This window comes from Pseudomonas sp. G1002 (assembly GCF_013385455.1).
Classification (GTDB): Bacteria; Pseudomonadota; Gammaproteobacteria; order Pseudomonadales; family Pseudomonadaceae; genus Aquipseudomonas.
In genome coordinates this window covers 127,145-141,514 of the sequence record NZ_JACAPY010000016.1, presented here as the reverse complement: position 1 = coordinate 141,514, position 14,370 = coordinate 127,145, and the positions used below count along the sequence as shown (strand labels likewise).

Annotated in this window: 13 protein-coding genes; 5 read left to right on the top strand and 8 right to left on the bottom strand. The window is 62.6% G+C overall.

The window, feature by feature from the left end:
• Positions 1 to 106 precede the first annotated feature (106 nt).
• Genes HX801_RS06820 through HX801_RS06805 form a run of 4 tightly spaced genes read left to right on the top strand, consistent with a single transcriptional unit; the run spans position 107 to position 4,873 of the window.
• Entirely contained in the window at positions 107 to 1,618 is a 1,512-nt protein-coding gene (locus tag HX801_RS06820) for an efflux transporter outer membrane subunit (protein WP_032899258.1), read from the top strand.
• 10 nt (positions 1,619 to 1,628) lie between these two features.
• Complete coding sequence (locus HX801_RS06815; RefSeq protein ID WP_008434187.1) at positions 1,629 to 3,812, top strand: FUSC family protein; 2,184 nt, start codon at positions 1,629 to 1,631, stop codon at positions 3,810 to 3,812.
• Positions 3,802 to 4,002, top strand: coding sequence for a DUF1656 domain-containing protein (locus HX801_RS06810; protein ID WP_003216262.1), 201 nt, complete (start codon positions 3,802 to 3,804; stop codon positions 4,000 to 4,002). The genes HX801_RS06815 and HX801_RS06810 overlap by 11 nt, the downstream gene beginning before the upstream one ends.
• Positions 4,003 to 4,012: 10 nt before the next feature.
• Positions 4,013 to 4,873, top strand: a complete 861-nt coding sequence (locus HX801_RS06805) for an HlyD family secretion protein (RefSeq protein ID WP_087692839.1) — start codon at positions 4,013 to 4,015, stop codon at positions 4,871 to 4,873.
• Positions 4,874 to 4,975: 102 nt separating this feature from the next.
• Here HX801_RS06805 and HX801_RS06800 read toward each other — a convergent pair whose 3' ends face one another.
• Entirely contained in the window at positions 4,976 to 5,374 is a 399-nt protein-coding gene (locus HX801_RS06800; RefSeq protein ID WP_177021825.1) for a DUF4440 domain-containing protein, read from the bottom strand.
• Complete coding sequence (locus HX801_RS06795) at positions 5,371 to 6,561, bottom strand: MFS transporter (protein ID WP_177021824.1); 1,191 nt, start codon at positions 6,559 to 6,561, stop codon at positions 5,371 to 5,373. Before HX801_RS06795 ends, HX801_RS06800 begins: the two co-directional genes overlap by 4 nt.
• Positions 6,562 to 6,672: 111 nt before the next feature.
• Here HX801_RS06795 and HX801_RS06790 point away from each other — a divergent pair, with 111 nt between their 5' ends.
• Positions 6,673 to 7,536, top strand: coding sequence for a LysR family transcriptional regulator (locus HX801_RS06790; protein WP_003216270.1), 864 nt, complete (start codon positions 6,673 to 6,675; stop codon positions 7,534 to 7,536).
• Positions 7,537 to 7,697: 161 nt separating this feature from the next.
• Here HX801_RS06790 and HX801_RS06785 read toward each other — a convergent pair whose 3' ends face one another.
• From HX801_RS06785 to HX801_RS06760, 6 genes are all read right to left on the bottom strand, one after another.
• Positions 7,698 to 8,510 carry an SDR family oxidoreductase gene (locus HX801_RS06785; protein WP_177021823.1) on the bottom strand — a complete coding sequence of 271 codons (813 nt, stop codon included), beginning with the start codon at positions 8,508 to 8,510 and terminating at the stop codon, positions 7,698 to 7,700.
• Between the two features lie 20 nt (positions 8,511 to 8,530).
• Positions 8,531 to 8,995 carry a hypothetical protein gene (locus tag HX801_RS06780; protein ID WP_003216273.1) on the bottom strand — a complete coding sequence of 155 codons (465 nt, stop codon included), beginning with the start codon at positions 8,993 to 8,995 and terminating at the stop codon, positions 8,531 to 8,533.
• 154 nt (positions 8,996 to 9,149) lie between these two features.
• Positions 9,150 to 10,601, bottom strand: coding sequence for a mannose-1-phosphate guanylyltransferase/mannose-6-phosphate isomerase (locus HX801_RS06775; RefSeq protein WP_003216275.1), 1,452 nt, complete (start codon positions 10,599 to 10,601; stop codon positions 9,150 to 9,152).
• Between the two features lie 149 nt (positions 10,602 to 10,750).
• The gene (locus HX801_RS06770; RefSeq protein WP_008434181.1) at positions 10,751 to 11,398 is read right to left on the bottom strand and encodes an alginate O-acetyltransferase AlgF; all 648 of its coding nucleotides are present in this window, start codon (positions 11,396 to 11,398) and stop codon (positions 10,751 to 10,753) included.
• 16 nt (positions 11,399 to 11,414) lie between these two features.
• Complete coding sequence (locus tag HX801_RS06765) at positions 11,415 to 12,602, bottom strand: alginate O-acetyltransferase (RefSeq protein WP_177008751.1); 1,188 nt, start codon at positions 12,600 to 12,602, stop codon at positions 11,415 to 11,417.
• Positions 12,603 to 12,613: 11 nt separating this feature from the next.
• Positions 12,614 to 14,179: an MBOAT family protein gene (locus tag HX801_RS06760; RefSeq protein WP_177021822.1), complete on the bottom strand. Its 1,566-nt coding sequence runs from the start codon at positions 14,177 to 14,179 to the stop codon at positions 12,614 to 12,616.
• Positions 14,180 to 14,370 lie beyond the last annotated feature (191 nt).

Below are 14,370 nucleotides of genomic sequence, written 5' to 3'. Positions count from 1 at the left end.
CCTGAACGGTAACAAAGATTCACAAGAATCCCACCTTATCGCCATCCGGCCCGCCCCTTAGAATTGCGCCACCTTCCCCGCAACACCCTCTCAGGAATTCGCAGCAGTGCCGCGTCGCATCAGCAGAGAGCTGAAGACTCTCAGTGTTTGGGCCTTATCGTTAGCAATCAGCGGCTGCATCGGAACCGGAGGAATTGCCCCTCAAGGCCAGTCACTCGTCGCCAATTCATTGGCCACCGACGAGGCGATCAAAAGCGCCGCTCAGGACGCCCACTGGCCCACCGCGCAATGGTGGCAAGCCTACGGCGACCCGCAACTCAACCACTGGATCGACCTCGCCGTGCAAGGCAGCCCGAGCATGGCCATGGCCGCTGCACGTGTGCGTGAAGCCCGGGCCATGGCCGGGATCGCCGAGTCGGCCGAGTCGTTGCAGATCAATGGTGATGCCACGCTCAAGCGCCATAACTGGCCCAGCGACCAATTCTACGGCCCGGGCGCGCTGGACAATTCCACCACCTGGGACAACAACGCGTCCCTGGGGCTGAGTTATGCCCTCGACCTCTGGGGCCGCGAAAGCAACGCCACCGAGCGCGCCGTGGACATGGCCCACATGAGCGCCGCCGAAGCGCGCCAGGCGCAGCTCGAATTGCAGAACAACGTGGTGCGCGCCTATATCCAGCTGTCGTTGCACTTCGCCCAGCGCGATATCGTGGCCGCCACCCTGGCGCAGCAACAACAGATTCTCGACCTTGCGCAAAAGCGTTTGAATGGTGGGATCGGCACCCACTTCGAAGTCAGCCAGGCCGAGACGCCGCTGCCGGAAACCCATCGCCAGCTGGACGCCCTGGATGAACAGATCGCCCTGAGTCGCAACCAGTTGGCCGCGCTGGCGGGCAAAGGGCCGGGGGCGGGCGCGCAGTTGCAGCGGCCCACCCTGTCCCTCGCGGCACCGCTGAAACTGCCGTCGAGCTTGCCCGCCGAACTGCTCGGCCAGCGCCCGGACGTGGTCGCCAGCCGCTGGCAAGTGGCGGCCCAGGCCCGTGGCATTGATGTGGCCCACGCCGGTTTCTACCCCAACGTCGACCTGGTGGGCAGCCTCGGCTACGTCGCCACCGGCGGCGGAATGCTGAGTTTCCTGACCGGCAAGAAACTCAACTACACTGCCGGCCCTGCCATCAGCCTGCCGATCTTCGACGGTGGCCGCCTGCGCTCGCAACTGGGTGAAGCCAGCGCCGGCTACGACATCGCCGTCGCGCACTACAACCAGACCCTGGTCAACGCGCTCAAGGGCATCAGCGACCAGTTGATCCGCCGCGAGTCGATGGACAAGCAGCAAGCCTTCGCCGCCGAATCGGTGGCCTCGGCGCAGAAAACCTATGACATCGCGATGATCGCCTACCAGCGCGGCCTCACCGACTACCTCAACGTGCTGAATGCCCAGAGCCTGTTGTTCCGCCAGCAGCAGGTGCAGCAGCAGGTCCAGGCCGCACGCCTGAGTGCCCACGCCGAACTGGTGACCGCGTTGGGCGGTGGCCTCGGTGCCGGCAGCGATGTACCTCAGGACAGCCAGACTTTACCGAGCAAGACCCCGGCGGCCCTCGCCGTGTTTGATCACTGAGTAGGATGCGATGACTCCCTTGCCTGCACCGCTGCGCTGGTTGCACTCGCTTGAGTGGCGCCGCGGTTTCTTCGATTGGGCACGCAGTGATGGCGTGACCTGGGTCTATATCTTCAAGGTGCTGATCGCGGCCTTCCTGACGTTGTGGCTGGCCATGCGCCTGGAATTGCCGCAACCGCGTACCGCGATGATCACGGTGTTTATCGTGATGCAGCCGCAAAGCGGCCAGGTGTTCGCCAAGAGTTTCTACCGCTTCCTGGGCACCCTGGCGGGCTCGGCGGTGATGGTGTTCCTGATCGCGTTGTTTGCGCAGAACACTGAACTGTTCCTCGGTTCGCTGGCGATCTGGGTCGGCATCTGCACTGCTGGCGCGACCCGCAATCGCAACTTTCGCGCCTACGGTTTTGTGCTGGCCGGCTACACCGCGGCGATGGTTGGCTTGCCGGCCCTGGCCCATCCCGACGGCGCGTTTATGGCGGCGGTGTGGCGAGTCCTGGAAATCTCGTTGGGGATTGTCTGCTCCACGCTGGTCAGCGCCGCGATCCTGCCGCAAACCTCCAGCGCTGCGATGCGCAACGCCCTGTACCAGCGCTTCGGTGTGTTCGCGCTGTTCGTCACCGACGGCCTGCGCGGTCGCAGCGAGCGCGAAGGCTTTGAACGCAGCAACGTGCGCTTTATCGCCGAAGCCGTGGGCCTGGAAGGGCTGCGCAGCATCACCGTGTTCGAAGACCCGCACATGCGTCGGCGCAATGGCCGGCTGACGCGCTTGAACAGCGAGTTCATGGGCATCACCACGCGCTTCAACGCCTTGCACCAATTGCTCGAGCGCCTGCGCAGCCAGGAGGCCGATCACGTGGTGGCTGCGATCAAGCCGGGCCTGCAAGACCTGGCGGAACTGCTCGACGGTTTTTCCGGCCGTGCGCTCACCAGCCCCGATGCGGCGCGCCTGGCCAATCAGTTGAACGCCTACAAGGAAGGCCTGCCCGCCAAGGTGCGCAGCCTGCGCACCCGCTTCCAGGAAAGCGCCCCCAGCGACGCCGAACTGTTGGACTTTCACACCGCCTATGAGCTGCTGTACCGCTTCGTCGACGACTTGCACAACTACGCCCAGACCCACGCCTCCCTGGCGGATCACAGCCACGAGCGCGAACACTGGGACGAACCCTACACCCCCAAAACCAACTGGCTGGCCTGCGCCGCCTCGGGGATTCGCGCCTCGTTTATCCTGATCGTGCTCGGCAGTTACTGGGTGGCCACGGCCTGGCCCAGTGGCGCCACCATGACCCTGATCGCCGCGGCGACGGTGGGTTTGTCGGCCGCCACCCCCAACCCCAAGCGCATGGCCTTTCAAATGGCTTGCGGCACCTTGATCGGGGCGCTGGTGGGCTTTGTCGAAATGTTCTTCGTGTTCCCCTGGATCGACGGTTTCCCGTTGCTGTGCGTGATGCTCGCGCCGGTGATCATCTTCGGTTCGTTCCTGGCTTCGCGCCCGCAGTACGCGGGAGTCGGCGTCGGGTTGCTGATCTTCTTCAGCACCGGCTCGGTGCCGGACAACCTCACGATCTACAACCCCTATACCTTCATCAACGACTACATCGCCATGGTCATCGGCATGCTGGTGTGTGCGGCGGCGGGCGCGATCATCCTGCCGCCCAACAGCCGCTGGTTGTGGCGTCGGCTGGAGCAGGACTTGCGCGAGCAAGTGGTGTTCGCCATCAGCGGCAAACTCAAGGGCCTGGCGTCGGGTTTCGAAAGCCGCACCCGCGACCTGCTGCACCAGGCCTACGGCTTTGCCGCCGGGCAACCCCAGGTGCAACGCAACCTGCTGCGCTGGATGTTCGTGGTGCTGGAAGTCGGCCACGCGATCATCGAATTGCGCAAGGAACAGGCGATCCTGCCGGTGCACCCGGCGTATGCCGAGTCCCAGCCGTGGCGCCAGGCGATCCGGGTGATGGGCCGCTCGCTGGTGCGGCTGTTCCTGCAACCCAGCGCCAGCAACCTGGAGCGCAGCCTGATCGCCGTGGACCATGCCATCAGCCGCGTGCAGGCCACCGACGAACCCTTCGCCCCGCACTTCGACACCTCGGCCCTGCGCCGGGTGAAAAGCTACCTGCACTTTATCCGCACCTCATTGCTGGACCCGCAATCACCCCTGGCTGCCCTCAAGCCCGAAGGACCCGCCCATGCCTCGTGAAATCGCCTTCCACGGCGTCTACATGCCCACCATGACCCTGATGTTTCTGATCGCGGCGGGCCTGGCCTGGGCCCTTGACCGGTTTCTGGCCGGCTTTGACCTGTACCGTTTTTTCTGGCACCCGGCGCTGCTGCGCCTGAGCCTGTTCGCTTGCTTGTTCGGCGCCCTGGCGCTGACCGTCTACCGTTGAGAATGCCCCGATGAAAAAGTTTTTCAGCCTGCTCGCGACCTTGCTGGTATTGGCCCTGGCGATCTGGATTGGCCGCACGTTGTGGGTGCACTACATGGAAACTCCCTGGACCCGCGATGGCCGGGTGCGCGCCGACATCATCAACGTCGCCGCCGACGTCACCGGCGAAGTGGTCAACGTTCCGGTGCGTGACAACCAGTTGGTGAAAAAGGGCGACCTGCTGATGCAGATCGACCCCGAGCATTACCAGATTGCGGTCAAGCAGGCGCAATCCCTGGTGGCTTCCCGCAAGGCCACCTGGGAGATGCGCAAGGTCAACGCCCACCGCCGCGCCGACCTCGACGCCCTGGTGATCTCCAAGGAAAACCGCGACGACGCCAGTAACATCGCCGACTCGGCCCTGGCCGACTACCAACATGCCCTGGCCCAGCTTGAAGCGGCGCAACTGAACCTCAAGCGCACCCAGGTGGTGGCGGCGGTCGACGGCTACGTCACCAACCTCAACGTGCACCGTGGCGACTACGCGCGTATTGGCGAGGCGAAGATGGCGGTGGTGGATATGAACTCGTTCTGGGTGTACGGCTTCTTCGAAGAAACCAAGCTGCCCCACGTCAAAGTCGGGGACAAGGCCGACATGCAGTTGATGAGCGGCGAAACCCTCAAGGGGCACGTGGAAAGCATTTCGCGCGGCATCTACGACCGGGACAACCCGGAGAGCCGCGAGTTGATCGCCGATGTGAACCCGACGTTCAACTGGGTGCGCCTGGCCCAGCGGGTGCCGGTGCGGATTCATATCGATGAAGTGCCGGAAGGTGTGCTGTTGGCGGCGGGGATCACCTGCACCGTGATCGTCAACCAAACACAGAACTGAATGTGGGAGCGGGCTTGCTCGCGAAGGCAGTTTGTCAGTCAACGAAAATATCGACTGATCCACCGCATTCGCGAGCAAGCCCGCTCCCACATTTTGACCGTGTCAGGCCTGTAGAAACGTCTCGTGCAAGTGGCGCCACAGCAGGGCGCCACTGGCCTGCTTTTCAAACACCACGGTCGATCGCCGATCGGTTTGGGCACCGCTGCCATCCACCTGCTGCTCGCGATAACTCACCGTCGCGCCACGGGCATGTCGGTCAATCCCTGCAAACTCGCTGAGGCTGATCTTGAACCCGGGCCGCTTGCCGCCAGCCTGGCTGAACAGCTGGTTGAGCAGTGCAAAATCCAGTTGTTTGCCCGCCGGGGTGATCATGGAAAAGTCCGGCGAAAAACGCTTCAGCAAAACCTCCAGTGTTCCCTCGGGGGCTGTGCCGGCAAACCATTGTTCGATTTCGACATGGGCCTGGATCACTTCATCAAAAAAATCGCGGTAGTCAATCATCGTGTGGGCTCGCTGGCAGGGTGAAGCAGTGTCCATACCTTGGACGCATCCAGGCACAGTACGGCAAATAATGGAAACAGGGTCAACGCCGCGGCAATCGCGAAGGTGACGGTGAACGAGTCCAGCGCAGCCAGCACCCCACTGAGCACGGCGGCACCGAGGCAAAAACTCAATTGCCGATTGATGTTCCACAAGGCGCTGGCATGCCCCATGCGCTCGGCCGGAATGTCGAGAAAGGCCAGGGTTTGCGCGGTGCTGCTGCACAGGCTGCCGCCCAGGCCCATCAGGAGGTAGGCGAGCACCACGACAACCGGGTGCGGCTCGATCAGCAACAGGATGCCGAGGGCTTGCAGCAGCATGCCCGCCAGCAGCAGCGGCCTCGGCCCGCAGCGATTGAACAGTTTTTTGCTCAAGGCAATCGCCAGCCCCGAGGCCATCGCCCACGGCAGCATCAGCGCGCCGATGAGGCTGGCGGTAAAGCCAAGACCGTGCAGATAAAGAATCGCCAACAGGCTGGTGCCGATAAACACCCCCGGGATGAACAGGTAAACCAGCATCGCGACCCGCAGCATCGGGCGGCGAGCCTGGCCCAATACGTGACCGAGCTCCAGCGCCGGGCGTGTGGACGCGGGCGTGTCTGCCACCAGCCAGCGCAAGGTCAGCATCACGGTGATCAGCGCCAGCGGCAGGTTGGCGAAAAAGATCCAGCGCCACGACACGCTGTCCACCACCAGGCCGCCCAATGCTGGCGACAACGCCGGAATCAGCAGCGCCACCAGCATGACCCTGGCTGTCAGTTGGCTGCGTTCTGCCGGCGGAAAATGCCGATAGGCCAAGGCTTGCCCCACCGGAATCAACAAGCCGCCACCCAAGCCCTGCAACAGGCGCCAGCCGATCAGCGCTTCAATCGAGGCGGCCTGGCCCACCAGCACCGAGGCTACGCCGAACAGCAACAGGCTGACGGCAATCAACCGGCGCTCACCCAGCAGCGCCGCCAGCCAAACGCTCAGGGGAATGACGACGGTCAGGCCGAGCATGTAGGCGTTGCCGATCCATGCCAGTTGCGTGACCGAGGCGTGCAACTCGCGGGCGATGTCCGGGTAAGCGATGGTGGCGACAAACATGTTCACCAGGTCGAGGGCGAAGCCCAGTAGAAAGATCCAGGTGACTTTCGAGCGGTAGGTCATTGCGCAGTTCCTGCTGTGGATGGCGGCAGGGTAGGCGGGTGCGGGCACTTGGGAAACAGCGGTTTGACTGTTAGTTTGTCAAAAATATTTTGACAAAGGAGCGCGTGGCATATGGTCAGCCTGGATCGTTTCGACACCTTCAAGGCCGTGGTCGAGGCCGGATCGTTGACGGCAGCCGCTGATGTCCTCGGGCAGACGCGAGCGGTGGTGAGCTTCAACCTCAAGCGCCTGGAAGCCGAGCTGGGCGTGACCCTGCTGACCCGCAGTACTCGGCAACTGGCACTGACCGATGCGGGCGAACGCTTTTACCTGCGCTGCACGCGCATGCTGGAAGAAGCGCGCCTGGCGGTGGAAGAGGCCCGTTCGGAGCACAGCCAGCTCAAGGGCACATTGCGGATCACCACCACCGTCGAATACGGATTGGCGGTGGTGGTGCCGGCAGTGGAAACCTTTCGCGGCCTGCACCCGGAATTGAACATCCAGTTATCCACCTCCTCCAGCCACGCCGACCTGATCTCCGAGCGCTTCGATGTGGCTATTCGATTGGGGCGGATGCTCGACTCCAATCATCGGGCGGTGCAGCTGTCGAGCTACGAAATCCTCGCCGTGGCTGCACCGGGGTTTGCCGGGGTCGCCACGCTGGAAGAGCTGGAGCAACTGCCCAAGCTGGGGCACGGGCGGCTGACGGAGTTGACGGTGCTCGACCCGGCCGGCCATGAGCACCTGTACCGTCCAGGCCCCGGCAAGGCTTCACTGGTTGCCGACAGTGCCGCCATTCTCCAGGCGTTTGCCGTGCGCGGGCATGGCGTGGCGATCCTGCCCCAGTGGCTGGTGCAGGAAGACCTGGATGCGGGGCGTTTGGTGCGGTTGCTGCCGGGGTATCGATTTGCGCCGCAGGGGGTGTACGCGTTGTACCCGGATACCCGGCATTTGCCCCTGAAAGTGCGGGCCTTCATTGATTTCATGAAAGGCTGATCAGCCGAGAAACCGTGTGGCGAGGGAGCTTGCTCCCGCTGGGGGGCGAAGCACCCCTGAAAAGGTCAGCGCATTCTTTCAGGAAACTTGGGCGGATGGTTTTGGGGCTGCTGCGCAGCCCAGCGGGAGCAAGCTCCCTCGCCACAGGGAGGCGGGGGCTCTTAGAGCTGGCCGCTCAGGCCAAAGCGTTTTTTCAAGACAGTCTCCAGCAAGCCCTTGGGCAACAGCGCCGCCATCCACGGCAATGCCCGGCAACCATTACCCGAGCGCAACAGGCGCGGCGGCGTGCCCTGTTGCACGGCCTTGAGCACGTCCGCGGCAAAATCGCGAGCGGGCGTAGGCCGATCCTGGGAGGCCTTGGCCCGGGCGCGGATGCTTTCGCGCAGTGGCCACCAGGGCGACTTTTCATTGATCAACAGTTCGGCCTGGGTGCCGGCGTTTTTTGCAAAACTTGTATCGATGGCGCCTGGCTGCACTTCCATCACCCGCACGCCGAACGGTGCGAGCTCCATGCGCAACGCATCACTCAAGGCATGCACTGCGGCTTTCGAGGCGCAATACGCACCGGCGAACGGTGTGACCAACACGCCGGACACGCTGCCGATATTCACCACCAACCCTTTACGGCGACGCAGGGCCGGGAACAGCGCCTGAGTCACGCCGACCACTGAGAATACGTTGGTCTCGAATTGCTGCTGCATCGCCCGGGTGCCGCCGTCGAGCAACGGACCCATGGCGCCATAGCCGGCGTTGTTGATCAGCACATCCAGCTCGCCGACCTGCCCGGCCAACTGCGCCAGTGCAGCGCTGTCGTTGACGTCCAGTTGCACCGCGTTAAAGCCGGCGCTGGCAAGTGCCGCCACATCCTCGCTGCGCCGGGCGCTGGCCCACACGTCAAAGCTGGCTTGCTTGAAGGCGTCCGCCAGGGCACGGCCAATGCCACTGGAGCACCCGGTGATCAGTACGTTGGGCATGGATCAGTCCTTTGTCGTTATCAGTCAGAGAAGCTGCCTTGCAAATGCTCGGCACGAAATTCCAGGGTTTGCGGGCGGTAGCCGGGGCGCAGCGGCGGCACTGGCAGGCAGTCTTCCCAGGTGGCGCCGGCCTGCAGTTCGCCGGGGCCGCGATAGCGCGGGGCAGCGTACACGTTGTCTGCCAGGTTGACCGTATCGCCCGGCGCATACGCGGCGATGCGCCAACGCAGTTCGGTCAGCGGTACGTTGTTGCCGTTGTTCAAGGTGAGCTTGAGCGGGCGGTCTGCCGGGCATTCTTTCGGCGCGTAGACGGTACGCAGTTCCAGGCGTGCCAATTGCTGGGCCTCGCGGTTGTCCAGCCACACCACCCATACCGCCACCAGGCCCAGGCCGACGGCGGCCGCGAGGGAAACCGGCAACGCCCTGGCGGGGTAGCGCAGCAAGAGGATCAGCCAGGTGATAATCAGCAAGACACCAAAGAACATGGCAACAACCTCGAAAACGGAACGGGCATCCTAACCAAGCGTAGGTGGAGTTGACCATCTTCGGGTTCCCCGGCCCCAAAGAAAAAGCCCCCGGCCCACCGGCTGCGGATAGGGGACGCAGTCGGTGGGGCGGGGGCTTGTTGTGCTGCTCTGTTTACTGCGCGATGGTTTTCACCGAAACGCCACGCTCGATTGGCGTGGATCGACCGTAGATATCTTCAAAGCGTTCGATATCGTCTTCACCCAGGTAGCTGCCGGACTGCACCTCGATAATCTCCAATGGAATCTTGCCCGGGTTACGCAAACGGTGCACCGAGGCAATCGGGATGTAGGTGGACTGGTTTTCGGTGAGCAGGAACACGTTCTCGTCACAGGTGACTTCGGCGGTGCCGCTGACCACGATCCAGTGTTCGGCGCGGTGGTGGTGCATCTGCAACGACAGGCACGCGCCCGGTTTCACCGAGATGTGCTTGACCTGGAAGCGCCCGCCCATATCCACCGAGTCGTACGAGCCCCATGGACGGTACACCTCGCAGTGGTTCTGGGTTTCGCTGCGGCCCTGCTCGTTGAGGGTGTTGACCATCTGCTTGACGCCCTGGACCTTGTCCTTGTGGGCAATCATCATCGCGTCCTTGGTTTCCACCACCACGATGTTTTCCAGGCCAATCACCGACACCAGCTTGCCGTTGCCGTGGATCATGCAGTTCTTGCTGTCCTGGATCACCACGTCGCCCTTGCTGACGTTACCGTTGGCGTCTTTTTCATTCACGTCCCACAGCGATGCCCAGCAGCCCACGTCGCTCCAGCCGGCAGTCAATGGCACCACGCAGGCCAGTTGGGTTTTTTCCATCACGGCGTAGTCGATGGAGTTGTCCGGGCAGCAGGCGAAGGTGGATTCGTCGATGTCGATGGTGTCGGCGGTTTGGTTGCTGCGTTCCAGGGTCAGCAGGCAGGTGTCGTAGATGTCCGGATCGTGTTTTTTCAGCTCTTCGAGGAAGCGGCTGGCACGGAACAGGAACATGCCGCTGTTCCAGAAATAACCACCGCTCTTGACGAATTCGGCGGCGCGTTTTTCATCGGGTTTTTCCACGAACTGTTGCACGCGGCTGACGCCTTCGGGCAGCAGCGAATCGTTGGTCGACTTGATATAGCCGTAGCCGGTCTCCGGACGGGTGGCCGGTACACCGAACAGCACCATTTCGCCACGCTCAGCCGCCACAGTGGCCAGGGCCAGGGCGCGTTGCAGGGCTTTCTGGTCATCCAGCACGTGGTCGGCGGGCAGCACCAGCATCAGTTCGTCGCGGCCTTCGTTGACCAGCATCATCGCCGTCAGGGCCACGGCCGGCGCGGTATTGCGGCCGAACGGCTCCATCAGGATGCGCTGGGTTTCCAGTTTGCGGGCAGCCAGTTGCTCGTTGACGATAAAGCGGTGGTCCTTGTTGCACACCACGATGGGCGCGTCCATGCCGTCGAACACCAGGCGCTCCAGGGTTTGCTGGAACAAGGTGTGCTCGCCGGTCAGGGCCAGGAACTGCTTGGGAAACTGTTTACGCGAAAGCGGCCAAAGACGTGAGCCGCTACCACCGGAAAGGATTACTGGGATCATGGTGTTTCTCCTTGAATCAAATTTGGTTAGAGCCTGTGGGAGCCGGGCTTGCCCGCGATGGCATCACCTCGGTGTACCTGATACACCGAGTTGTCCGCATCGCAGGCAAGCCAGCTCCCACAGGGGGCAGCGTCAATCTGAAAATCTAATCAGCGGGTCGACACAGGGCGTTTCACCCACACTGGCGACAGGTTGGCGCCGGTGCCGGTGACGTACAGCACTGCGGCCTCACCGCGTTCCAGAGCTACCGGCTTCACGTCGCCGACTTTTTTATCGCCTTCATACAGCGCCAGGCTGACCTTCACCGGGTTGATCTCGCGCTCGCCACGGCCCTTGGCGGCCACGGCCTGGACCACGTCGGTCTTGCCATCGGCGGTTTTCAGGGTCAGCGACTTGTCACTGAGGTTCTGCACGCGCACCAGGGATTTCTGCTTGTTCTTGAACGGCGGTTCTTCGATCAGTTGCGGTTGGCCGCTGCCGCTGCTGACCAGGGTGTAGTAGTGGTCGGCGGCGAGCTTGACCGGCAGGGTCTGGCTGCCGACCTTGGCGCTGTAGTCACCGCCCGGCATGAAGCTGAAGTCACTGCTGGCCAGCGGTGCAACCTCGTTGAGGTTGGTGCTGCCGACGGTGGCGCTGACTTCCTGGTTGCTGGCGTTGTACACCCGCACAAAGCTCGAGCCTTTTGGCGCGACGGGACCGTAGAGGGCGGCGTCGCCACCGGCGAAGGCGGACATCGAAACAACGCTCATGCCGGCGACGAGGGCAAAAGTCTTTGCGAGGTTAGTAGTGAAAGTCATGTGAGTTACCTCTCTTTCAGTTTTGCGCCCGGTCGGGCGTCTCGGAGTTCATGTTTTTAACGGTGGGGGTGTTGATAGCCATGTTCTGTTGGCGCATACCGGCTTGTTTGAGCTGCGCAACCCACTGCGGGTCGGCATCGCCGATTTCGTTGTTCACAGGCAGATAACGCTCGGGAAACTCCCAGATCAGCACCTGTGGCGGGCTGTTCTTGAAGTCGTCGCTTTTCAGGTAGCTGAGCATCGGCAGGATCGGGCCGTGGCCGTCTTCGGAGTAGTTGATGACGTCGCTGCCCAGGGCTTGCTTCAGCGCGCCGACAAAGTTCCAGTTCGGGTTGGCGCTGTAACTGGTGCCCACCAGGGCCACCGGGGTTTCACTGTCGGTGAACAGCGCATCGTCGCCTTTGGTTTCAGCCAGGTGCGTCACGCGTTTTTGCAGTGGCTCCTTGGGCGGCATCAGGTTTTCGAACAGCGGGTCCAGCGGCAGGAACAGGCGCAGGTCGCCCTTGTGTGGCTCGGTCTTCTCGGCTTCGGTGACAAAGCGTTGAGGCTCGCCGCTCAGGGGCGTTTTGTTGGCAATTGTCTTGGCCAATTCTTTGGCCGCCACTTCAGCGCCGTCCGGGGTCCAGTGGGTGTCGGTGCGCAGGAACACTTGCTGGCCGTGCAGCTTGGCCTGTTGCAGCGGACCCATCAGGTCAGGGGCGACGATCTTGTCGGCGGCCATGCGGGCATGGAAGTCCTGGTACAGACCGGCGCGGATGCTCGCTGGCTGCACTTCACCCAGGTGTTCCGGGTACAGCCGCACCTTGGCCGGCACGATCGCCATCACCAGTTGGATACCCTGGGCCTTGAGCTTCTGGCGCACGCCTTCCACCAAGGCGTAGTTGCCTTGCAGGTTCTGGTCTTCGTTGACGATCGGGTTGAATTCCTCGTCGCTGTACAACCAGTGGTCGCGGCCAATCACCACGCCAGGGCGGCCTTCGTTGAACAGCTTGTAGTCCAGCGCTGCCCAGAGGTTGGTGCCCAGGCGCTTGATCGGGAACTGGTCGTCGTAGTGGGTCTCGACGGCCTTGGTCCAGCGGCCGTTGAGCACGGTGGCGTCGGCGTTGGTGCTGAAGCCGAAGAAACTGCGCATCGACCAGGCGCCCAACGCCAGCAGCACGGCGAGGAACAAGGCGATGTAGAGGACGCGTAATGAACGGGTCATGGTCGGCTCCCTCAGAACTGGAAGTAAAGGAACGGCGAGAAGCTCTGCGCCGAAAGTTTGAGAATCGACGCCACGAACAGCAGCAGTACTGCGGCGCGCATGGCGTAGCGTGGCCAGGTGGCGCTCCAGTAGGCCGGTTGCACGGTGGCCTCGGTGCCCAAGGTGTAGCCGGGCTCATGGATGCTGCCCGGGTTGTCGCCCGGTACGGCCTTGATCAAGCCCGGTTGCGCAGTCGCCGGGCCATCGGCCTGGGTGTTCACCGCAGGCTTGGTTTTTTCCGGTGGGCGGTTGCTGTAGAAGTCCCGCAGGCCGAAGAACGCCAGGGTTGCGTACGCCACCACCAGGGTTGCCACTTGCAGGCCGGTGAGGCTGGCGCGGTTGAGTTCCGACAGCGACCACTCGCCGAAGCTGAACATCGCGCCGTACATACGGCCGGCGACGTGCAGGTTTTCCGAGCGGAAGATCACCCAACCCATCACTACCAGCAGGAAGGTGAAGGCCCAGCGCACAACGTTGAAACTGCGCGGTGCGGTGTTGAGGCCGATGGCTTTTTCAATCGCCAGCCACATGCCGTGCCAGGCGCCCCACACGATGTAGGTGATGTTCGCACCGTGCCACAGGCCACCGAGGAGCATGGTCAGGAACAGGTTGCGGTAGGTGGTCAGCGTGCCTTTACGGTTGCCGCCCAGGGTGATGTACAGGTAGTCACGCAGCCAGGTGGACAGGCTGATGTGCCAGCGCCGCCAGAACTCGGTGATCGACTGGCTGATGTACGGCTGCTTGAAGTTTTCCATGAAGCGAAAACCCATCATCAAGCCCAGGCCGATGGCCATGTCGCTGTAGCCGGAGAAGTCGAAGTACAGCTGCGCGGTGTACGCCAGTGCGCCGAGCCAGGCATCGCCGGTGGTGGGGTTTTGCAGGGCGAAGCAATGATCGGCGACCACCGCCAGGGTGTCGGCGATAAACACCTTCTTGATGAAACCCTGCATGAACCGCGTGCAGCCCTCGGAGAATTTATCGAGGGTGTGGGTGCGGTTGTTGAACTGGTCGGCCAGGTCGCGAAAGCGCAACACCGGGCCGGCAATCAGGTGCGGGAAGATCGCCACGAACGCCGCAAAGTCGATCAGGTTGCGGGTGGCCGGGGTGTCGCCGCGGTACACGTCGATGATGTAGCTGATGGACTCGAAGATGTAGAACGAGATCCCGATTGGCAACAGCACGTGGGTCAGGATGAAAGGCTCAAGGCCGGCCGACTTCATCATCAGGTTGATGCTGTCGACGCCGAAGTTGGCGTACTTGAAGTAGCCGAGGATGCACAGGTCGACCGCCACGCCCAGCAGCAGCCAGCGCTGGGCCGGCTTGGTGCGCACGCCTGCCGCACCGACCTTGAGGCCGATCCAGTAGTTCCACAGCGTCACGGCGGCGAACAGCGCCAGGAAGTCCACTCGCCACCAGGCGTAGAACACATAACTGGCAACCAGCAGCAGCAGATTGCGATAGCGTTGCCCGCTCAGGTAGTACAAGCCGAGGAAGATCGGCAAGAACAGGAACAGGAACACATTGGACGAGAAAACCATCCCGATCTCTCCATGTTTAACCAACAGTCAAGGGCCAACGGCCCCCCCAAACCCCCCACCGAAAACGGAGAGGGGCGGTATTACATTCCCACTGACGAAACCGGCTCAAAATATGGGAGCGGGCTTGCTCGCGAATGCGGTGTGTCATTCAACACAGAGGGCGACTGACACAGCGCCTTCGCGAGCAAGCC

Coding starts and splice junctions, on each gene's coding strand:
- HX801_RS06815 (WP_008434187.1), top strand. CDS start 1,629: ATGACTCCCTTGCCTGCACCGCTGCGCTGGTTGCACTCGCTTGAGTGG.
- HX801_RS06810 (WP_003216262.1), top strand. CDS start 3,802: ATGCCTCGTGAAATCGCCTTCCACGGCGTCTACATGCCCACCATGACC.
- HX801_RS06805 (WP_087692839.1), top strand. CDS start 4,013: ATGAAAAAGTTTTTCAGCCTGCTCGCGACCTTGCTGGTATTGGCCCTG.
- HX801_RS06800 (WP_177021825.1), bottom strand. CDS start 5,374: ATGATTGACTACCGCGATTTTTTTGATGAAGTGATCCAGGCCCATGTC.
- HX801_RS06795 (WP_177021824.1), bottom strand. CDS start 6,561: ATGACCTACCGCTCGAAAGTCACCTGGATCTTTCTACTGGGCTTCGCC.
- HX801_RS06790 (WP_003216270.1), top strand. CDS start 6,673: ATGGTCAGCCTGGATCGTTTCGACACCTTCAAGGCCGTGGTCGAGGCC.
- HX801_RS06785 (WP_177021823.1), bottom strand. CDS start 8,510: ATGCCCAACGTACTGATCACCGGGTGCTCCAGTGGCATTGGCCGTGCC.
- HX801_RS06780 (WP_003216273.1), bottom strand. CDS start 8,995: ATGTTCTTTGGTGTCTTGCTGATTATCACCTGGCTGATCCTCTTGCTG.
- HX801_RS06775 (WP_003216275.1), bottom strand. CDS start 10,601: ATGATCCCAGTAATCCTTTCCGGTGGTAGCGGCTCACGTCTTTGGCCG.
- HX801_RS06770 (WP_008434181.1), bottom strand. CDS start 11,398: ATGACTTTCACTACTAACCTCGCAAAGACTTTTGCCCTCGTCGCCGGC.
- HX801_RS06765 (WP_177008751.1), bottom strand. CDS start 12,602: ATGACCCGTTCATTACGCGTCCTCTACATCGCCTTGTTCCTCGCCGTG.
- HX801_RS06760 (WP_177021822.1), bottom strand. CDS start 14,179: ATGGTTTTCTCGTCCAATGTGTTCCTGTTCCTGTTCTTGCCGATCTTC.